This is a genomic window from Burkholderia sp. E168m22 (assembly GCF_001319805.1).
Lineage (GTDB): Bacteria > Pseudomonadota > Gammaproteobacteria > Burkholderiales > Burkholderiaceae > Burkholderia > Burkholderia orbicola.
The window spans coordinates 66,303-86,175 of the sequence record NZ_BBSK01000086.1; the positions used below are offsets into that span (position 1 = coordinate 66,303).

Annotated in this window: 22 protein-coding genes; 14 read left to right on the plus strand and 8 right to left on the minus strand. The window is 68.2% G+C overall.

Annotated elements, in window-relative coordinates; all coding sequences use genetic code 11:
• Nucleotides 1-182: 182 nt before the first annotated feature.
• The 3 genes from AP428_RS19780 (at nt 183) to AP428_RS19790 (ending at nt 3,995) form a co-directional block, all read left to right on the plus strand.
• Nucleotides 183-905 carry a FadR/GntR family transcriptional regulator gene (locus AP428_RS19780; RefSeq protein ID WP_011694757.1) on the plus strand — a complete coding sequence of 241 codons (723 nt, stop codon included), beginning with the start codon at nt 183-185 and terminating at the stop codon, nt 903-905.
• A gap of 190 nt (nt 906-1,095) precedes the next feature.
• Nucleotides 1,096-2,226 carry a PotD/PotF family extracellular solute-binding protein gene (locus AP428_RS19785; protein WP_006478945.1) on the plus strand — a complete coding sequence of 377 codons (1,131 nt, stop codon included), beginning with the start codon at nt 1,096-1,098 and terminating at the stop codon, nt 2,224-2,226.
• Nucleotides 2,223-3,995: a diguanylate cyclase domain-containing protein gene (locus tag AP428_RS19790; RefSeq protein WP_006478946.1), complete on the plus strand. Its 1,773-nt coding sequence runs from the start codon at nt 2,223-2,225 to the stop codon at nt 3,993-3,995. The genes AP428_RS19785 and AP428_RS19790 overlap by 4 nt, the downstream gene beginning before the upstream one ends.
• An 84-nt stretch (nt 3,996-4,079) precedes the next feature.
• Here the strand turns inward: AP428_RS19790 and AP428_RS19795 are convergent, their stop codons facing one another.
• The 3 genes from AP428_RS19795 to AP428_RS19805 all read right to left on the minus strand — a co-directional run bounded on the left by AP428_RS19795 (nt 4,080) and on the right by AP428_RS19805 (nt 5,546).
• Nucleotides 4,080-4,379: a DUF4148 domain-containing protein gene (locus tag AP428_RS19795; RefSeq protein WP_006478947.1), complete on the minus strand. Its 300-nt coding sequence runs from the start codon at nt 4,377-4,379 to the stop codon at nt 4,080-4,082.
• 286 nt (nt 4,380-4,665) lie between these two features.
• Entirely contained in the window at nt 4,666-4,923 is a 258-nt protein-coding gene (locus AP428_RS19800; protein ID WP_006478949.1) for a hypothetical protein, read from the minus strand.
• Nucleotides 4,924-5,357: 434 nt separating this feature from the next.
• On the minus strand, nt 5,358-5,546 hold the full coding sequence (locus AP428_RS19805) for a hypothetical protein (RefSeq protein ID WP_264168814.1): 189 nt from the start codon (nt 5,544-5,546) through the stop codon (nt 5,358-5,360).
• 85 nt (nt 5,547-5,631) lie between these two features.
• Here AP428_RS19805 and AP428_RS19810 point away from each other — a divergent pair, with 85 nt between their 5' ends.
• Together AP428_RS19810 and AP428_RS19815 are read left to right on the plus strand one after the other, a co-directional pair.
• Nucleotides 5,632-6,528 carry a LysR family transcriptional regulator gene (locus tag AP428_RS19810; RefSeq protein WP_011547619.1) on the plus strand — a complete coding sequence of 299 codons (897 nt, stop codon included), beginning with the start codon at nt 5,632-5,634 and terminating at the stop codon, nt 6,526-6,528.
• Nucleotides 6,529-6,646: 118 nt separating this feature from the next.
• Entirely contained in the window at nt 6,647-7,279 is a 633-nt protein-coding gene (locus tag AP428_RS19815) for a LysE family translocator (protein ID WP_171984321.1), read from the plus strand.
• Nucleotides 7,280-7,349: 70 nt separating this feature from the next.
• Here AP428_RS19815 and yddG read toward each other — a convergent pair whose 3' ends face one another.
• The 3 genes from yddG to AP428_RS19830 form a co-directional block, all read right to left on the minus strand.
• Nucleotides 7,350-8,294, minus strand: coding sequence for an aromatic amino acid DMT transporter YddG (gene yddG / locus AP428_RS19820; protein WP_041489389.1), 945 nt, complete (start codon nt 8,292-8,294; stop codon nt 7,350-7,352).
• 184 nt (nt 8,295-8,478) lie between these two features.
• On the minus strand, nt 8,479-8,760 hold the full coding sequence (locus AP428_RS19825; protein WP_226292051.1) for a hypothetical protein: 282 nt from the start codon (nt 8,758-8,760) through the stop codon (nt 8,479-8,481).
• Nucleotides 8,761-8,866: 106 nt separating this feature from the next.
• A complete protein-coding gene (locus AP428_RS19830; protein ID WP_011694756.1) occupies nt 8,867-10,552 on the minus strand; it encodes a metallophosphoesterase family protein in 1,686 nt (561 codons plus the stop codon).
• A 319-nt stretch (nt 10,553-10,871) separates the two neighbouring features.
• Between AP428_RS19830 and AP428_RS19835 the strand changes: the two genes are divergently transcribed.
• From AP428_RS19835 to AP428_RS19865, 7 genes are all read left to right on the plus strand, one after another.
• The gene (locus AP428_RS19835; RefSeq protein WP_011547624.1) at nt 10,872-11,171 is read left to right on the plus strand and encodes a YXWGXW repeat-containing protein; all 300 of its coding nucleotides are present in this window, start codon (nt 10,872-10,874) and stop codon (nt 11,169-11,171) included.
• Between the two features lie 226 nt (nt 11,172-11,397).
• On the plus strand, nt 11,398-12,192 hold the full coding sequence (locus tag AP428_RS19840; protein ID WP_011694754.1) for an RNA polymerase sigma factor: 795 nt from the start codon (nt 11,398-11,400) through the stop codon (nt 12,190-12,192).
• A complete protein-coding gene (locus AP428_RS19845; RefSeq protein WP_011547626.1) occupies nt 12,189-12,608 on the plus strand; it encodes a hypothetical protein in 420 nt (139 codons plus the stop codon). Before AP428_RS19840 ends, AP428_RS19845 begins: the two co-directional genes overlap by 4 nt.
• Nucleotides 12,605-13,108, plus strand: a complete 504-nt coding sequence (locus AP428_RS19850; protein ID WP_054928350.1) for a periplasmic heavy metal sensor — start codon at nt 12,605-12,607, stop codon at nt 13,106-13,108. Before AP428_RS19845 ends, AP428_RS19850 begins: the two co-directional genes overlap by 4 nt.
• Nucleotides 13,109-13,336: 228 nt before the next feature.
• Nucleotides 13,337-14,731, plus strand: coding sequence for a DUF1800 family protein (locus AP428_RS19855; protein WP_011547628.1), 1,395 nt, complete (start codon nt 13,337-13,339; stop codon nt 14,729-14,731).
• Nucleotides 14,732-14,733: 2 nt separating this feature from the next.
• Nucleotides 14,734-15,891, plus strand: coding sequence for a DUF1501 domain-containing protein (locus AP428_RS19860; protein WP_011547629.1), 1,158 nt, complete (start codon nt 14,734-14,736; stop codon nt 15,889-15,891).
• A gap of 58 nt (nt 15,892-15,949) precedes the next feature.
• The gene (locus tag AP428_RS19865) at nt 15,950-16,168 is read left to right on the plus strand and encodes a YXWGXW repeat-containing protein (protein ID WP_011547630.1); all 219 of its coding nucleotides are present in this window, start codon (nt 15,950-15,952) and stop codon (nt 16,166-16,168) included.
• A 120-nt stretch (nt 16,169-16,288) separates the two neighbouring features.
• On the opposite strand, the gene AP428_RS19870 is transcribed toward AP428_RS19865, so the two are convergent.
• Nucleotides 16,289-17,485, minus strand: a complete 1,197-nt coding sequence (locus AP428_RS19870; protein WP_011547631.1) for a tyrosine-type recombinase/integrase — start codon at nt 17,483-17,485, stop codon at nt 16,289-16,291.
• Between the two features lie 295 nt (nt 17,486-17,780).
• On the opposite strand from AP428_RS19870, the gene AP428_RS19875 reads away from it, so the two are divergent.
• On the plus strand, nt 17,781-18,161 hold the full coding sequence (locus tag AP428_RS19875) for a DUF4377 domain-containing protein (protein ID WP_011547632.1): 381 nt from the start codon (nt 17,781-17,783) through the stop codon (nt 18,159-18,161).
• 9 nt (nt 18,162-18,170) lie between these two features.
• Here AP428_RS19875 and AP428_RS19880 read toward each other — a convergent pair whose 3' ends face one another.
• Complete coding sequence (locus AP428_RS19880) at nt 18,171-19,559, minus strand: DHA2 family efflux MFS transporter permease subunit (protein ID WP_006478963.1); 1,389 nt, start codon at nt 19,557-19,559, stop codon at nt 18,171-18,173.
• Between AP428_RS19880 and AP428_RS36780 the strand changes: the two genes are divergently transcribed.
• Nucleotides 19,501-19,821 (plus strand): hypothetical protein, encoded by a 321-nt coding sequence (locus tag AP428_RS36780; RefSeq protein ID WP_166488159.1) that lies wholly within the window; start codon nt 19,501-19,503, stop codon nt 19,819-19,821. The genes AP428_RS19880 and AP428_RS36780 overlap by 59 nt on opposite strands.
• Nucleotides 19,822-19,873 lie beyond the last annotated feature (52 nt).

The following is a 19,873-nucleotide window of genomic DNA, read 5'->3' on the forward strand; positions in this document are numbered from 1 at the left end:
TATGCCAGTTGCGTGGGATAGTGGTTTACCAGTTGTCAGGCAAGCGATCACGCGTGATGCATTTCTGGAAGTGGCAGGCATAGGCTGGCCGATCGGTCGAACCGGCGGCGCAGCCAAATTGGTGTACCATTTTGTCGATCCGACGCCGCAGCGGCGCCGGCCAGCCTGTTGCGAGCCTTTCGATGACCGACCTTTCCAGCCTGCCCGCCAGCCGCGACACCGATGCCGCGGACCGCTCCTATATCGGCCTTGCGCGGCAGATTCACGCGATGGTGGCCGCCGGCGCGTTCGAAGCCGGCGCGCGGCTGCCGTCGGAGCGCAGTCTGGCCGACCAGTTCGGCGTGAGCCGTACGCAAGTGCGCGAGGCGATCATCGCGCTCGAGGTGCAGGGGGTCGTCGAGGTGCGGATCGGCTCGGGCATCTACGTGTCGGCGGCCGACGCCGCGCGGCCGGTCACGTTCGAAGTACCGCGCGGCCCCGGGCCGATCGAGACGCTGCGCGCGCGCGGGCTGATCGAGGCGGAAGTCGCGGCGCTCGCGGCGACCGAGCGCAAGGATGGCGATCTCGACCGCCTGTTTTTCTCGCTGACGACGATGCGCGAACAGATGAACGACAAGGCCGCATACGACGCGGCCGATCGCCAATTCCACCTGCGCATCGCGGAATCGACCGGCAACACGGTGCTGCTGCACATGGTCACGGCGATGTGGGATTGCGCGCGCGCCGATCCGCTGTGGGACAAGATCGAGGAGCACTTTCACTCGCCCGCGCTGCGCGAGGCGTCGCAGGAGGATCACCAGCGGATCTTCGCGGCGATCATGGCGCGCGACGCGGCCGGTGCGCGCGACGCGATGCGCGCCCACCTGTCGCGCGTGATCGCCGAATTCACGCAGGCCTGGCGCTGACGTTCGTATTCGCGTCTCCGCGTATTCGCGTGTTCGTGTGTTCGCGGCCCGACGCGGGCTCGTGTAATTGGGTCGCATTCAGCCGTGAGGCCCGCGAATATGCGCGACGTGCGGCTTGTTCCGATTGCGTGACCCTGCGTTTTATGGTCTCGTTGCGGGATATCGCATCGACTCGAAAAAGGACAGTCGAATGCAGCCGGGCGATTCACGCGGGGTGCGATTGATCAGGGGAATCGGTGCACGCGCGCGCGCCCGCGGCGCCGTGCGCACGCTGCTTGTCATGCTGACGCTTGGCTTACTGGCGCCCGTTCCGCCGGCCGTCGCGGCCTCTCCCGAAACCGTCAACGACAACGTGCTGCGCGTGCTGGCCTGGCCCGGTTATGCGGACAGCGATATCGTCAGCGCATTCGAGGCGCAGTTTCATGTGCGTGTCGAGGTGACGCTGGTCGATTCCGACGAAGCGCTGTGGACGCGGTTGCACAGCGCGTCGCCGCCGCCGTACGACGTGCTGGCCGCGAACACGGCCGAGATCCAGCGCTATGCGCATGAACACCTGCTTGCGCCGATCGACCTGTCGCGCATCGCGAACCGGCGGCGGCAGTTGCCGAATTTCCAGCAGCTCGCGACGATCGGCGGCCTCGTGCAGGACGGCGCGTCCTACGCGATCCCGTTCACGTATTCGTCGATGGGGCTGATCTACGATCGCAAGCAGGTGCCGGCCGCGCCGCGCTCGATGCGCGAGCTGTGGAATCCTCGCTATCGCGGCAAGGTGCTCGACTTCAACAGCGCGCAGCACAACTTCTCGTTCACGGCGCTGGCGCTCGGCTATTCCGATCCGTTCCGCCTGTCGCCCGCGCAGACGCTTGCCGTGGCCCGCAAGCTGATCGACCTGCGCCGCAACCTGCTGACGTACTACACGCTTCCCGAAGAAGCGACCGCGCTGTTCGTCCAGCATCGCGCGGCGCTGATGTTCGGCAACTACGGCACGCAGCAGGTGGAGCAGTTGCGTCGCGCCGGCGCGGACGTCGGGTACGTGATCCCGGACGAAGGCGCGCTCGCGTGGCTCGACTGCTGGGCCGTCACGCGCGGCGCGCAACGTCCCGAGCTTGCCTTCGCGTGGATCAACTACATGCTCGAACCGGCGATCGGCGCGCTGCTGACCGAGCGTCAGGGGCTCGCGAACACGCTCGAGCCGCCGCGCGGCCTGGATACCGGACACCAGCATCTCGTGTGGCTTCAGCCCGTGGAGGACATCGCGCGCCGCGAATCGCTGTGGAGCCGCATCGTGTCGGGCGACCGGCCGGAGCGATTCGGAAAATGATCCGGCTCGGCCTCACGTCGAAGCTGTCGGTGCTGTTCGCGTGCATCGGCGTGATCGCGGCCGGCACGACCGGCTACTACGCGTATCGCGCCAACCGCGCGATGCTCGTGCAGGAAGCGCAGCACAGCCTGCTGATGTCGACGCAATTGCTCGGGCAGCGCTTCACCACCGCGCTTGCCGACGTGGCCGACGATGCGCTCGTGCTCGCGCAGTTGCCGTCGTCCGCGTCCGTCGCCGGCGGCGACAACCCGGACGCCGCGCGACGCATGCGGCTCGAGCAGGTGTACTACAGCTTCATGCGCAATCATGCGGAATACCTGCAGATTCGCCTGATCGCGAGCGGGCATTTCGGGATCGAACGCATTCGCCTCGATCGCGATGCGCGCGGCATCGTCGTGCTGCCCGAAAGCGCGTTCCAGGAGAAAGGGCAGTTCTCCTATGTATTCGATACGCTCGCGACGGCGCCCGGCCATATCTATCTGTCGCCGATCGTGGTCAATCACGAGACGGGATCGCATGCGGCGGAAGGGCTGCCGATCCTGCGCGTGGGCACGCCGGTGGTCGACGCGGCCGGCCAGACGGTCGGCGCGCTCGTCGTCGACGTCGAGCTGTCGCGCGTGTTAGACCGGCTCGAACGCGATCTTCCGGACGACTATGCGGTCTATCTCGCGAACGAGTGGGGCGATTTTCTCGTGCATCCCGATCCGGCGCAGACGTTCGGCTTCGATCGCGGCCGGCGCGTCCTGATGCAGGACCGCTTTGCCGTCACGCGCGCGCTGTTCGACAGCGCGCGCACGAACGTGACGCTCAATGGACTCGCGCAGCCCGACGAAGCACCGGGCCAGATGTTCGCGTTCGTGCGCACGCCGTTCGGGCAGGACGAGGGCAACCGCTTCGTCGTGCTCGGGATGGCGCGCCCGCTGGCCGACGTGCTCGCGCCGGCCGGCATGCTGGGCGAACGAATCGTCAGGATGGTGCTCGTATCGAGCGTGCTGGCGGTGATTCTCGCGATCCTGTTCGCGCGTGCGATCACGCGGCCGTTGCAGACCCTCGCGCGCGCCGCGACACACGTGTTCGACGACCCGGCCGCCGAACGGCTGCCGGTCGCGCGGGCCGACGAGATCGGCGTGCTCGCGCGCTGTTTCGACAGCATGCGCGTGGAGATCCGCACGCAGATGGCGATGCTGCGCGCGAAGCAGCTGGAACTGACGCACCTCGCCGGTCACGACCCGCTGACCGGCCTGCCGAACCGCCTGCTGTTCATGGAGCATCTCGAGGCCGCGATCCGGCATGCGGCCGCGGTGCGCGAGGGGTTGGCGGTGATGTTCGTCGATCTCGACCGCTTCAAGCAGATCAATGACCAGCACGGACACTCGGCGGGCGACCGCACGCTCGTCGCGGTCGCGAAGCGGCTGAGCCAGGTGCTGCGCGCCGGCGACATGGCGGCACGGCTCGGCGGCGACGAATTCATCGTGCTGATTTCGGACGTGAGTTCACCCGCGGTGATCGGCGATGTCGCGTCGCGCATCCAGATCGTGATGGCCGAGGAACTCGAGTTCGACGAAGGGCGCATGGCCGTCGGCGCGAGCATCGGCGTCAGCGAGTTTCCGGCGGATGGCGCGTCGGCCGAGGAGTTGCTCGTCAAGGCGGATGCGGCGATGTATGCGGCGAAGGCGTCCGCGCAGTGCGTGTGCGTGCGCTATCAGGATCTGGTCCGCGGCGGTACGCCGGACCAAACCGGTCGCGTCGCCTCGGACGGCACTCGCTGACGGCGGGCCGAAACGCAACGAGCCCGACGCGGGACGGGCTCGTTGCATCTGCGGGCCGCACGCGCGGGGCGTGCAGCGGCAGACTTAGTGGCCGAAGTAGACCGAGTCGCGCGGGTTCTGCGCGCGGACGACCGGTGCGCCGCTCTCGGCGGTCGCGGCCGGTTGCGAGCCGGAGCCGCTGTTGTCGACGCCGTGCACGCGGGCTTGCGCAGCCTGGATGTCGGCGGGGTAATGCGGGCTCGACTGGCTGGGCTTGTAGCCGGCGTTTTCGAGCTGGACCAGTTCCTCGCGCACCTGGGCGCGCGTCACGGTGCTTTGTGCGAATGCGCCGAACGAGGCGGACAGGGCGACTGCGGCGGCGACTGCGGAAACGAGCGATTTCATGATGACCTCCGATGTTTATTTGGCTTTCCGCGTTCGACACCATGTCGTAAGCGGTTGATTACATCGTAGGCGTCGCGTGATCTAGGGTAAACGTGGGTTTGAGTGAAAGATCGTTGCGCTCGAGGTAATAATTTCGAGACAAACGTCTTCCGTCCCCATGCGGTGTTGCCGGGATTGCAAGGGACAGCGGGGGCGTGAACAGAAGGGATGCGCGCACGGGGGACGCCCTGCGGGAAGGAGGGGGCGAACAACGTGCAACGGATCGCGAGACGGCACGGTGGCTGGATCAGACCCCGTCGTCGTCGATTTCCTTGCGCTCGCGGCGTTCCTCGTTGCCGCGACGCGCGCGCAGACGCTGGCGCGACAGGACCGCGATCACCTGCTGGGTCGGCGCGCCGGACGGCAACTCGTTGCGGATGCGATCGGGCACCATCGGCAGGCCCGCACGCTGGCGGCGCAGTGCCTTGGCGATTGCCCGGCGGCATTCGTCGCCGTGGCAATCCCATTCATCGCGGATTCTCTGGCAATAACGGCATTGTTCCATCCGAATAGTCTAACGCGTCTTCGGGAATGGAGCAGGGCGCGGTGCCGGACATGTCGCGTGCCGGGCGGCAGCGGCGACCGACCGTTCAGGGGCGGGCGGGCGATGTCAGGCTGAATCGGACTGCGAATCAAGTCGAATGGAACCGTTCACCGACACTACGGTTTCCCGTCCGTCTCCCTACGGAATCCTTGCGCGCGGACGGGGCCGGTGCGCGTCATCGGAGCGACCAGATGCCCCAGATCGCGATCAACAAGCCAAGGCCCAATCCGCAGCCCAGCAACACATAGGTTTCCATTTCGTGCCTTTGAAAACGTGGCAACGCCGACGTCAGCATCAGCGTACGCGCAGCAAAGCCGGTCGCGTATCGTCCGCGCTGTCGGTCGGAGCGGGTCGGAGCGATACGCCGGGTCTGCGAATACTACGCGTTGCAGCTTTCAGAACGCATGCGCGATCGATGGCTTGATTGCGTGCACGCTGCCCGTGCGGGCGGCAGACGATCCGCCGTGCCGAAATGCGCCCGACTTCCAGATCATCCGCGACGCTGCGATGAGCACGAACTGCAGGGCGATCATCCTGAAAATCCCGGGCGATATCTTGTCCCGCAGCGGGCGAACCAGCCCCATGCCGGCACTCGCCGGCAGTTCAATATAATTCAAGTCGATTAGCCACCTCATGCGTGGCATACATACCCCCGAACAAGGAAACCCGATGACGCTTGCGCAGTTGCAGGCCCTGGCCGCCGTGGTCGAACTCGGCTCGCTGACGGCCGCGGCAGACCGGCTCAGCCGCAGTCAATCCGCGATCAGCCATGCGCTGACGGAGCTGGAAGACATCACGCAGGTCAAGCTGCTCTGGCGCGACCGGCAGCCGGTCGTCCTGACGGCGGCCGGCGAACGCCTGTGGCCGTATGTCCAGAGCGTGGTGCGGGAAGCGCAGATGCTGCGCCAGCAGTTCGGCCTGTCGCGCGGCAAGCTTGAAGGGAAGCTGGTGGTCGCGTCGCTGCCGAGCGTGTCGCTGGCGTTCGTCGTTCCCGCGCTCGAGGCGTTGAAGGAAATGCACCAGGGCGTGTCGGCGGTGCTGCTCGAAGGCACGGACAGCGAAGTCGAAGGGTGGATCGACGACGGGACGGCCGACGTCGGCGTGGTGGCCGGCACGAAGACGTTTGCGCACAACCTGCCGCTCCTCGACGAGGATTTTGTCGCGGTAGCGGCCGACGACATGTTCGCCGGCCGCAAGAGCGTGTCGGCCAGGCAGTTGGCCGCGGCGCCGTTTATCTTCTCGAAGGCGGGGTGCGGGCCGGTGATTACGGATTACTTCGCGCGCGGCGGCGTGCCGCTTCGCGCGGCGTTCAACGTCGTCGAGATGCGCACCATCCTGTCGATGGCGGAGGCCGGCATGGGCGTGTCGATCGTGCCGCGCATCACGCTCACGTACACGCCGTTTGGCGGCCGTGTGCTGGAATTGTCGCCGCGGCTGCATCGCTCCGTGCGACTGGCGTGGAATACCGCCGGCAATGCGGTCACCGACGAATTCGTGCGGCTCGTCGATGCGCAACGTGCGAAGGCTGGGAATACGACCCGGACGCGCGCGAAAAAGAGCAGGTAGCAACCGGTAGGCACGATGCACGACGCTCATGGGGCACTTGCGGTTTATTCATGCCGACGATGATTGAGATGCAATATATTGTTCGGACATCGTTGTCGTTGCCATGAAGGAGTGTTCCGTGCCGGCCTTGCCCACCCTGTTTGCGTTCGGACTCGTGTCGCTCGGCATGGTGCTGACGCCTGGACCGAACATGATTTATCTGGTTTCGCGCTCGATCTGCCAGGGCCGCCGCGCCGGGCTGATATCGCTCGGCGGCGTCGCACTGGGATTCGTGTTCTACATGGTGTGTGCGGCAGTGGGCATCACCGCGCTGGTGATGACCGTGCCGTACGCATACGATGCGCTGCGCTTTGCCGGCGCGCTGTATCTGGCGTACCTGGCGTGGCAGGCGCTGAAGCCGGGCGGGCGCTCCGCGTTCCAGGTCCGGCAGTTGCCGCACGACAGCCGTGTCAGGCTGTTCACGATGGGCTTCGTCACGAACCTCGCGAACCCGAAGATCGCGGTGATGTATCTGTCGTTGCTGCCGCAGTTCATCGTGCCGGGGCACGGCAGCGTGCTCGCGCAGTCGCTGGCGCTCGGCTGTGTGCAGATCGTGGTGAGCGTCAGCGTCAACGCGCTGATCGCCTGCGCGGCCGGTTCGATCGCAGGCTTTCTCGCGGGGCGGCCGCTGTGGGCGGCGGTTCAGCGCTGGTTGATGGGGACGGTGCTGGCCGGGCTGGCCGTGCGGATCGCGCTGGAATCGCAGAGGTAGCCCGGCGGCCGCAGTTCGGGGCATGGCCGACCGCTGCGTTCGAGCCCTCCGTCGACGGCGCCGGGCATCGTTATCCGTGGCAGTTACCTTCGGTTTCCTTACCGATCGGCACGGGCTCGGCCTCGTCACGACGCCGGCTGCGCGTCGCGAGCCAGCACAGGATCGAGCCGCCGCACACCATCGATGCGCCTTGCCAGAATTCGATCGACAGCGGCGCATGCAGCAGCGTGGCGGCGAGGGCGGCGGCGAGCACCGGCGTGAAGTACGATGCGCCGACGATGACCGTCACGTTGCCGTGCATGATGCCGGTGTTCCAGGCTGCGTAGCCGAAGCCGAGCGCCGACGCCGCCAGCACGAGATACACGATCGCGCGAAAACTGAACGTCATGCCGCCGCCGCCTTCGATCGCGAACTTGATCCAGAGCACCGCGGCGACCAGCATGAAGAACGGCGTGACGCCGTTCTTGCCGTTGGCGATGCGCGCGGTCACCGTGCAATAGGCAGCCCAGATCAGCGCGCCGAACAATGCCAGGCCGTAGCTCAGCGGATTGTCCGCGACGTTGCGCAGCATGCCGGCGGGATCGAGCCCCTGGTCGCCGCCGAGCACCCAGCAGATGCCGAGCATCGACAGCAGGACGCCCGGCACGACCAGCAGGTTCGCACGCTGCCGGTTGAACACGATGGCGGCGACCAACGTAAGGCTCGGCCACAGATAGTTGACCATCGCGACTTCGATCGCTTGCCGACCGTTGCTCGCATAGCCGATCGACAGCGCCAGGCACAGCTCGTACGACACGAACAGCAGCCCGCCCCAGAGCAGATAGCTTTTCGGGAAGCGGCTCAGGTCGGGGAAGCCGATCGAGAACAGCAGCAGCACGGACGCCACCGTATAGATCATCGCCGCGCCGCCGGTCGCGCCGAGGCTTTCGCTGACGCCGCGCACGAGCGCGACCACCGACGCCCATAACAGCACCGCGCCGAGCCCGACGAGCGTTGCCTTGTTCTTGCGTTTCATGCTTGCTGCCTGTTTCAACATGCCAGTTCGATTTCGGATGATTCGGCTCGGCTCGCGCGTGCCGTCAGCGCGTGCCGCGATACAAAGGGAAGATTTCGCCGGAAACGCGCATTTTACGGGGACGCGGCCGTTGCAGCGACGCAGCCGGACTGGCGTGCACGATCGACTCAGGCGCGCGAGCCGATCACGCGTCGTCGATACGCCACGGTGCGTCGATTCCCGACAGCGCACGCCCGATCGCGTCGAGCATCGCGTTTCGCGTCGGGCCCAGCGTCGTGACAAGGCGGAAAACGGCTGCTTCGATCGACAGATCGATCAGCGGCGAGCCGCTGGCCGCATCGAGAATTTCAAGCCGCCGTTCATGGGGATCGACGTCGATGTCGCAATGCGCTTGCCGCAGCACGTTGGCGACGGCGTCGAATGGGGCGGCCGAAGATGGCGTGTAAATGCGGTATTCGAAACTCATCTGCATGGGCCGGAGTGCGACGCGGGCAGTCTGACCCGCGCCGCGCGTTCCGGCCGTCGACGGCCGCGCATCGGGCGCTCGTCGCAGCGGGCGCCCGATGCGTCGATCACCGCTCGCGCCGCTTCTTGCTCAACTCGATCGTCTCGAACAGCTCGTACTGCGCGGTCGGATGCTGGTCGGCGCCCGGCGCGTGGTAGTAGCGCATCGTGATCGTCGTTTGGCCGCCCGGCTTGCCCGGATCGTGGTCGAACACCGCGATCCCGTAGCCGGTGCCCGTATCGCGACGCGCGGACCAGATCGCATCCTCGAGCGCATCGGCCGGCTGACGCACGAACGTGTTCGGCGCGGTGCCCGGCACCGGCCGGTTCGGCTTCGTGAACACCTTCGCCTGCGCAAAGCCGGTCGACGGGTTTTCGCCGTACACGTCGAGCGGCGCGCTGGTGCCGCCGCCGCCGAGGATCAGGTGGATCGTGCCGTGGCTCGTATCGAACTTCGTGCGATCCGGATCGTTCGAGCCGACCGGGCGCGGCTGCAGCGTTTCGACCACTTCACCGGTTTTCGCATCGACGCCCGCCCGGTGATTGCAACCGCGCACCGGGTAGCTGCGCTCGTAGTCGTGATCGTGGCCGCACAGCACGAGGTCGACGCCGTAACGGTCGAACAGCGGCAGCCACGCTTCGCGAATGCCCTTGTCGGAGCCGTTGCCCGTTTTCGACGAACTGAGCGCGTCCTGATGCATCTGCACGACGATCCAGTCGATGTCGTCGTCGTGCGCGGCGTGACGCAGCGTGCGTTCGAGCCAGCGCGTCTGCTCGCCGTTGCTGTAGCCGCGCACGTAGAACGACGTGCCGGGCTCGATCGGCGGGCGGCCGGTGCTCGCGGCCGGCACGAGCGGCGCCGGGCCGCCGACGAACGCGGCGGCATCCTGGTACACGACGTCGTCGGCGTCGAGCGACACGAACAGCACGGAGCTCACGCGGAAGCTGTACCAGCGGCCCGGGAAATGCGTGCCGTTCTCGGGCAGCGTATAGCGTGCGAGGTACGAGTCGAGCCCCTGCGGACCGTTGTTGAATTCGATCTCGTGATTACCGGGGCACGGCATCCACGGGCGGTTCGCAGCCGACGTCTGGTTGTTGTTGCCGAAATCGCGCCACACCTCGGGCTGGTGCGCCGGGTTCAGGTTCGCATAGCAGAGGTCGCCGTTCAGCAGGTGAAACAGCGGCTGGAACTGTTCGACGGCCTGCACCGCGAAGCGGCTCTGCGGCGACGACAGCACCCACGCGCCGTTCGGCGTCGCGAGATCGCCGTAGCTCGTGAAACGGAACGGCGCCCGGCCGCGCGGCGCAGTCGAGAAATTCGCGGAGAACGGCTGCGCGGCGTTGCTGTCGTTGTCGGCCGTGATCTCGTAGCGGTAGCGCGTATCCGGCTTCAGTCCGTGCACGCGCGCGTGGTACGCGAATACGGTCTCGCCGTTCAGGCCGTCCGTGTACAGGCGCTGGACGCCGTGCACGGTGCGCGCAGGCTCGCCGTCGGCGACGATGCGCGCGCGCGGATTGACGGCCGGGGCGAGCGACGCCCACGAGATCACGACTTCGGACGTCGGGTCGTTGCCCCACGTCAGGTGAACTTGCTCGGGCGTGCCGTCCGGATTCGACGCGGCGGCGCGGGCGGCCGCAAGCCCGCCGGCAGCAGTGGCGAGGCTGGAGACGCCGGCGAGTTTCAGGAAGCCGCGACGCGACACGGAGGCGGCCGGCTCGTTCGGCTGGTCAGGGAAAGTGTCCTGGTTCGACATGGTCGGTGTATTCGTTTGATGGGGCGCGAGGGGAACCGCGCGGCCATGCGCAAGCACGGCCGGGGCGTGGGCCGGAAACGAGCGGGGTCCCGGTCGCCTGCATTGTCGAAGGGCAGTTTTGCCGCGTTGTGACAGTACCGCAACCCCGCATGCATGGCGGCCGATACGTACGATCGCGCGGCGCGCGCCGCCAGTCGACATCGACGCCGCGGCGGCCCCCGAAATTTATTCGCCGGTATCGCGACGGATTTCTTCCGCCTGCTCCGTTTAATGCATGAACGACCGCCACCGGTCGATGCCCGTTATTTCGGAGTCTTTCATGAAACTTTCTGTTTCATTGCGATTGGCCGCCGCAGGCATGGCTGCGCTCGCGACGTCCGCCGCATTCGCGCAGGCCGTGATCGTCGCGCCTTATGCACCGCCGCCGCCGCGCGTCGAAGTGATGCCGGCGGCCCGTGCGGGTTACGTATGGGATCAGGGGCACTGGCACTGGCGGCAGGGTCGCTACGTATGGATTCCGGGCCACTGGCAGGTCGTGCGCGTCGGTTACCACTGGGTGCCCGGGCATTGGGACGCGCGCGGCCCGGCCTGGCGCTGGGTACCGGGCCACTGGGCCTGACGTGCACGCCGCCGCGCGGCACGCGAGACCGGCGCGGCGGATTTTTCATGCAACATCATGAGTCGAAGCGATGCCCTTTCGAACCATCGTGATACTGGCGGCCGCAGCCATCGTGCTGGCCGGCTGCGTCGTGGTGCCGGCCCGTCCGGTGTATTACCGGCCCGCGCCGGTCGTCGTATATTGAGCGCGCCGGCCGACGGTGGCGCGGTTGGCAGACAGGGTCGACATGCGGCACGAACCGGATGTCGATGAAACCGACACGGCCGACACCGTGTGCGATGCCGGGCGCGACGCGCGCGGCGATGCCGAACCGTCGGAACCGCCGGCATGGCGCCGTCCGGTGATGGCCCGACGCATGCAAGGAGAGCACGACGATGAGCTTCAGCCGGGCGGTGGGGATACCTGCCGTAACAGGGCGGCGCCCGCGCGCCGCACGACGGAGCAGGCGGCGTTGAACGATCGCGGCGACCGCGATCCGGACGCGGAACTCGTCGCGCGCGTCGGCGCGCGCGATGCGTCGGCGGTGCGCGTGCTTGTCGCGCGCAAGCTGCCGCGGCTGCTCGCATTGGCGACGCGCATGCTCGGCGACCGGAACGAAGCCGAGGACGTCGCGCAGGAGACCTTCTTGCGAATCTGGAACCAGGCGCCGCGCTGGCGCGAAGGCGAAGCCCGCTTCGACACGTGGCTGCATCGCGTCGTGCTGAACCTGTGCTACGACCGGTTGCGCGGCCGGCGCGAGGAGCCCGTCGACACGCTGCCCGACGTGCCGGATACGCAGCCGGAGCCGGCCGCGCATGCGGAACTGCGTTCGCGCGACGCACGCGTGCGGCAGGCGCTGGCCGCGTTGCCGCCGCGGCAGCGGGAAGCGCTGGTGCTCCAGTACTATCAGGAAATGTCGAACGTGGAAGCGGCCAACCTGATGGGCATCACCGTCGATGCGCTGGAAAGCCTGCTCGCCCGTGCGCGGCGCAACCTGCGCGCGCAACTGGCCGGCGATCCACCTAGCGAGGACAAGCGATGACACCCGAACGATTCCGTACCATCGTCGCCGCGTACGGCTCGGACGCGCGGCGCTGGCCGCAAGCCGAGCGCGCGGCGGCCGAAGCGTGGGCGCAAGCACATCCGCGCGACGCATTGGAAGCGCTCGACGAGGCGGCCGAGCTTGATGCGTGGCTGATGCAGGACACGGTCGCGCCGCCCGCGCCGGCGCTGGTCGAACGTATCGTCGCCACGGCGCCTGCGCCGCAACGCGCGCGAAGCCGCGGCAGAGTGTGGTGGTCGGGCGCCGCGTTCGCGGGCGTCGGGCTGGCCGGCGCGCTTGCCGGTGCGGTCGCCGTGTCGATGCTGATGCTCGGCAGCGCACCGATCGCGCAACACGAACCAGGCTACCTGACGACGACCTTCGGCGGCCCGAGCATCGACGGAGCCGACGAATGAGCGAACGCAGCTGGAAATTCATTCTCGTCGGCTCGGTCGTGTTGAATGTGTTCATGCTCGGCGCGATCGGCGGCGGCGCGTATCAGTGGTTCTCGACTCACCGCGACCTGCATGCGGCGGGCACGCCCGCATCGCGCACCGCGTTGCGTTTCGCCGCCGACGAATTGCCCGATGAGCGGCAGCGCGAGTTCGCCGCCGCGCTGAAGGCGGCGCGCAAGAGCGGCCGCGATTTCGCGCGGGAAGGGCGCGACGGCCGGATCACCGTGCTCGACCTGCTCGCCGCGCCGCAACTCGATCGCGCGGCGATCGATGCGGCGCTCGACCGCACGCGCGCGGCCGACACCGCGATGCGGGCACAGGTCGAGCGCAGCGTCGTCGATTTCGCGGCGACGCTGACACCCGACGAGCGCGCGAAGTTCGTCGACGGGTTGCAGCGCAGCGGCAACTGGCGTCTGCCGCCGAAGCTGCAGAAGAAGCCGGACGCATCGGCGAGCGAGTAAACCGGCTAAACCACGCGGGCGGCATGCGATCCGCATGTCGCTCGCGCGTCATGCGTTTGCCGGTTCCGGCGAATCGCGCGGTCGTTCTCCATTGACGATGCCTGCCGCCGCGCGGCGAGAAACTTCCGCCCGGCGTTCCCTCGATCAAAAAGAATATTTTCCCTTCCCGCGACGGATTTCCCGGTGTGCTTGCGTTGAACGTGAGTACGCACCGCAAGAGAGCCCGTCATGGACCACCCGAACGACTCCACGCCGGCCGCAATCGCGCTGAACCGCTTCGGTCTCGGCGCACGCGCCGACGAAGCGCCGCCCGCCGATCCGAAAGCGGCACTCGTCGCGCAATTCGACCGTTACGACGCACGACCCGCCGCATGGGCCGGCGAACCGGACGCAATCACGCTCGCCACGCGCTTTGCCGATGCACGCAACGCGATGAAGAGCGACGACCCCGCCGCGAAGCGCGCGACCGAGCAATCGATCCGCCGCGACGGCTACGACGCGTATCGCAGCGCCGTCGCCGCGCGCATGAACAGCGCATTGACCACGCCCGCGCCGTTCGTCGAACGTCTCGTGCATTTCTGGGCGAACCATTTCGCGGTATCGGTCGACAAGGGGCAGGTGGCCGCGTACGCGGGCGCATTCGAACGCGACGCGATCCGCCCGCACGTGCTCGGTCGTTTCGAGGACATGCTCGTCGCCGTCGAGCAGCATCCCGCGATGCAGGTGTTCCTCGACCAGGCGCGTTCGGTCGGCCCCGACAGTCCGGCCGCGCTGCATGCGCAGGCACGCAATCCGGCGGCGAAGCGCGGGCTCAACGAGAACCTCGCGCGCGAAATCATGGAACTGCATACGCTCGGCGTGCGCACCGGCTACACGCAAGCCGACGTGACGGAATTCGCGCGCGCATTGACCGGCTGGAGCATCGCCGGCGGGCGCGGGCCGCAACCGGGCGATGCGGCGCCCGGTGCATTCGTGTTCCGCCCGAACCTGCACGAACCCGGCACGCGCACGGTAATGGGCCGCACCTACGATCAACCGGGCGAAGCGCAGGCGCGCGCGATCCTGCACGACCTCGCGCGATCGGAGGCGACGGGCCGGCACGTCGCGTTTCAGCTCGCCCGTCATTTCGTCGCCGACAACCCGCCGCCCGCGCTGACCGACCGGCTCGCGCGCGCGTTCGACACGAGCGGTGGCGATCTGCCGACCGTCTATCGCGCGCTCGTCGATGCGCCGGACGCGTGGTCGCCGGTCGACCGCAAGTTCAAGACACCGTGGGAGTGGGCCGTATCGTCGCTGCGCGGGCTCGGCTGGCGCGACACCGGTGATCTCAAGGCCGCGCCGCTGCTCGCGCAGCTCGGCCAGCCGGTGTGGCGGCCGGGCTCGCCGGCCGGCTACGACGACGTCGCCGCGAGCTGGGCGGCGCCGGACGCGCTCGTACGCCGCGTCGAGATTGCGCAGCGCCTGGCCGCGCGCACGGGCGACCGGCTCGACCCGCGCACGCTCGGCAACACGCTGCTCGCCGGTTCGCTGAGCGCGCCGACCGCGACCGCGCTCGCGCGCGCCGAAAGCGCGACGACGTCGCTCGCGCTGCTGCTTGTCTCGCCCGATTTCCAACGGAGATGACCATGGCACTGTCCCGCCGACAATTCCTCAGCGTCGCCGCCGCCGGCGCGGGCGCGATCCTCGTCGCGCCACGCATCGTATTCGCGAACGTCGAGACCGACCGGCGCTTCGTGTTCGTGATCCAGCGCGGCGCGGCCGACGGCCTGAACATCGTCGTCCCGTATGCGGAGCCCGCGTATGCGTCGCTGCGCGGCCCGCTCGCGATCGACACGGCGGCGGCAACGCGGCTCGACGGCACGTTCGCGCTGCATCCGTCGCTCGCGCAGACCGCGCAGTTGTATCGCGACGGTCAGGCGCTGTTCGTCCATGCGATCGCGTCGCCGTATCGCGACCGCTCGCATTTCGACGGCCAGAACGTGCTCGAAACGGGCGGCCGTGCGCCGTACCAGGTGAAGGACGGCTGGCTGAACCGGCTCGCCGCGCTGCTGCCGGCGACGCGCGACAACGCGATCGCATTCGCGCCGACCGTGCCGCTCGCGCTGCGCGGCACGGTGCAGGCCGCGTCGTATGCGCCGTCCGGCTCGCCCGCCGCGCCGGACGATCTGCTCACGCGCGTGTCGGCGCTCTACGAAGCCGACGCGCAGCTCGGCCCGTTGTGGCAATCCGCGATGGAAGCACGCGGTCTCGCCGGCGATGCGCATGCACGGCAGGACCCGGCCGGCGTCGGCAAGCTCGCCGCGACGTTTCTCGCGCGTGACGACGGTCCGCGGATCGCGATGATCGAGACGGGCGGCTGGGATACCCATAGCGCGCAGAACGCGCGGCTCGCGAATCAGTTGAAGGCGCTCGACACGATGCTCGCCGCATTGCGCGACGGCCTCGGGCCCGCGTGGCAGCAGACCACGGTGCTGGTCGCGACCGAGTTCGGCCGCACGGCCGCGGTGAACGGCACGGGCGGCACCGATCACGGGCAGGCATCGGTCGCGATGCTGGCGGGCGGCGCGGTCGCGGGCGGGCGCGTGATCGCCGACTGGCCGGGGCTGCGCCCCGGCGATCTGTACGAAGGGCGCGACTTGAAGCCGACCGCATCGCTCGACGCGCTGATCGCTGGCGCGGCCGCCGACAGCCTGCGGCTCGACCCGCGCCGCACCGCGTCCGCATTGTTCGCGGAAAGCGGCCCGGCGCGGCCGATGAGCGGCCTGATTCATGGGGTCGCGTGATGCGGCGCAAGCCCGCGCTCGGCCCGCTCAACTCATTACACAACAGGGAGAATCGACAATGAAGATCCGATCCGTTTCGCTCGCCGTATTGGTGAGCGCGAGTGCCGTGCTGATGTCCGCCTGCGTGGTCGAGCCCGTGCGGCCGCCGCAGCCGGCGCCCGTCGTCGAGGTGGCGCCGCCACCGCCCGCGCCCGGCTATCGCTGGGCGAAGGGGCATTACCGGTGGGCCGGCAATCACTGGGCGTGGGTGCCGGGGCACTGGGTTGGCGTGTACTGACACGGCAAGCGTACCGACGTGCTGCTATGCGGCTAAATCAACCTGCCGGTGGCAAGCGACCGTGCTAAATGCCGCAGCAACGGCGGCCTCTACCTCGCACGCTGAGCGGCGCAACGCAGCCTAGTCCCACCCGATCCGGTGCTTCTCCTCCGTCTCGCGATGGCGCCAGTCGTCGTCCGCATGAAGATACTGACTCGTCGTCGTGAGCGATACATGGCCGAGGTTGTCGCGCACGAGCCGCAGGTCGACGCGGCCGTCGGCCATGTGCGAGCCCGCGCTGTGGCGCAGCCAGTGCGCGGACGCCTGTTCGAGCACGCGCGCCGCCTGCTCGCCGGTTTCGCCGTTCGCGCGCAGCCGGCCGGCCGCGTGCCGGAACACCTGCTTCACGATGCGGTGCAGCGCCGCGCGCGTGAGCGGCTTGCGCGCCTGACCGAACGGCAGCACGAGCGGGGTCGGCTCGCCGTCGAGCGGTAGCGCGGGCAGGCCGTGCGTGCGCCGGTAGCGCGTCAGCTCGGCCATCATCTCGTCGGTGGCCGGCACGAGCCGCTGCCGGCCGCCTTTGCCCGTCACGTCGAGCCACCAGCGCTCGTGCCCGTTCGCATCGCGCCGGCAGAAGAATTGCCCCATCGTCGTATCGGCCGCCTCGGTGATGCGCAGCCCGCCGAGATACAGCAGCGTGAAGAGCCAGCGCGCGCGATCAGCATGGAAGCACGCGCGCGCATCGTCGCGCGGCATCGCGGCGATCGCGTCCTTCACCGATTGCCACAGCGGCTGCCCGAGATGGCGCGTGACGCGCGGGGCGGGCCGGCGCTGCCGCTGTCGCGACAACGCGAGCGGGTTGCCGGCCAGATAGCCGGCCTGCACGAGCCACGAGAACATCACGTTCAGGATCACCAGCGCCTGCCGCTGGCTGGCTGCCGACAGCGGCCCGTAGAACGGCCGCCAGCGCGGATCGTCGCGCGGATGCTTGCGGCCGCCGTTCGCGCACCACAGCTCGGCCGGCGCGGGCGCGAGCAGGAATTGCCGGTAGACGACGAGATCCTCGTGCGTGAGCGACGACAGCGGCTTGCCGCACGCGATCACGGCCCACAGCAGCAGGCGCTCGGCTTCCTTGCGGTAGTTCTGGAACGTGGTCGGCGTATCGACGAAGCGCGCGAGCCACGCGCGCACCGCGTCGAGGTCGTTGGTCGCGGCGATCTGCGGATGCGCGCTGCCCGAGCGATTGGTGCCCGTGCGTCCGTCGAGCACGGCCGGCACGACGAGCGTATCGATCGGCAGCGGGCGCAGCGCGGTGTCGGACGAGGCGGATGAGGTCATGCGAGGGAAACGCGCTGCGCGAACCGCGCGGGCGTGGCCGGGGAACGAAGGCAGTGCGTCGAAGCGTATCGGGAAGCGCAGATGGTACACGATCGCCGCACGGTGATGCCGCCGTCGATGGCGATCGACTGGCCGGTGACGAAGCGCGCGGCGGAACTGGAACACGCTAACGTATCGGCTCGCGCGCGACATCACTTGAGTGAGAGTGGTCGAACGCATCCTGTAAGGTGTTTGTGAACTTTCTCGCGGGGCAGTTCGTCTAATCGGCCCTCCAACGCTCCCAGAGGAACATCAGATGATTCGTCACTCCAGAACGCTGCTCGGCGCGGCCGTCATTGCCGGCAGCATGCTCGTCGCCGGATGCCAGACTGATGCGGCGGCCACCGCGCCGAATGCCACGCGTCCGGCCGACGGCAAGCCCGTGACCAAAACCGTCTACGTCGCGCCGCAGTCCGCGCGCTGCACGGGCGTCGCGCCGATGGAGTGCCTGCAGGTGCGCAGCAGCCCGGGCGAGCCGTGGAGCCTGTGGTACGCGGGCATCGAAGGGTTTGCGTACCAGCCTGGCTACCTGTACACGCTCGAAGTCGACGAGTACCGCGTCGCGCAGCCGCCGGCCGACGGTTCGTCGATCCGCTGGGTGCTCAAGCGCGTCGTCGAGCGCCGGCAGGTGAACTGACGGGCGCGATCACGCGGAAGGTCGCGCCGTCGCCTTGACCGGCGGCGCGGCCGTATCGATCCGCCGGAACACGACGGACGACAGCAGCGTCACCACGCCCATGCACGCGAACGACAGCATGAACCCGTGCGCCATCGAGCCCCGATAGGCGGCGAACAGGTTGACGAGCCCGCCGCCGATCGAGACGCCCAGCCCCATCGCCAGCATCTGCATCATCGTGAACAGGCTGTTGCCGCTGCCGGCGTCGGCATGCGACAGCCCCTTGAGCGTCACGCCGTTCATCGCCGCGAACTGCATCGAATTCGCCGCGCCGAACACGATCAGCAGCACACCTTCCAGCACCGGCGCGGGCCGCGCCGACACCAGCGCGAACCCCGCGATCGCGCAGCCGACGATTCCCGTATTCACGACCAGAAACGCCGCATAGCCGAAGCGCTTCACGAGCGGCGCGATCCACCGTTTCGCGATGACGCCCGCGATCGCGGCCGGCAGCATCATCAACCCCGATCGCAGCGGCGTATAGCCGAGCTGCACCTGCATCAGCAGCGGCAGCATGAACGGCACCGAACTCGTGCCGATCCGGCACAGCAGGTTGCCGAGCAGCCCCGAGCCGAAGTTCGGCTCGCGGAACAACCCGAGCCGGAACAGCGGCTGCGTGCGTCGCCGCGCATGGGGCAGGTACGCGAGCGCGCTCGCGAGGCCGAGCCCGGCGAGCGCGGCCGACCACGCGGCGCGGTGCGTGGACATCGGCGGGTCGATCGCGAGCGACAGCGCGATCATCGCGGCCGACAGCAACGCACAGCCGACGAAGTCGAATGGCGGCGGTTGCGTCGCCTGGTCGTGCGGCAGGTAGCGCTGCACGGCGATGAAGCCGACCACGCCGACCGGCACGTTGACGATGAACACCCAGTGCCACGAAATCGCCTGGGTGAGCCAGCCGCCGAGCGTCGGCCCGACGATCGGGCCGAGCTGGCCGGCGATCGACACGAACGCGATCGCCGCGACGTACTGTTCGCCCGGCACGCGGCGCAGCACGGCGAGCCGCCCGATCGGCAGCAGCATCGAGCCGCCGATGCCCTGCACGGCGCGCGCGACGACGAGCTGGCCGAGCGTATGCGACGCCGCGCAGCCGATCGACGCGAGCACGAACACGAGGATCGCGACCGAGAACACGCGGCGCGTGCCGAACCGGTCGGCGAGCCAGCCGGAGGCCGGCGTGAGCATCGCCATCGTCAGCGTGTAGACGACCACGACGGGCTGCATCGCAAGCGGCGACGCATGCAGGCTTTGGGCGATGGAGGGCAGCGCGGTGTTGACGATCGTCGTATCGAGCGACTGCATGAAGAACGCAGCGGCGACGATCCAGAGCAGCACGGAATGTGTGGGTTCCCGGGACATGGCGAAATGGGTGGTGCGAAAAGCCCGGCGCGTGCCGGACTTCGAGCGCTCGATGGTACCGATTCCGGTGGTCATCGGGAAGTCGCGCGACGGCATTGACTGTCACAAAGTGGCGATGACAATTATCCGTGACCCGCCGCAATTCGTCCTTATCGTGCGGCCGGCCTGCGCGACGCCGATTCGTCCAACAGACGGCGCGAGGGCGATCAAGGGTGTTCAAGGAGACGATCGAACAGGCAGCCGTGTTTCTGGCGTCGGATAGGGCTGGTTACATCACGAGGCAGCAACTGAACGTGTCTTGATGGTGCCGGCAG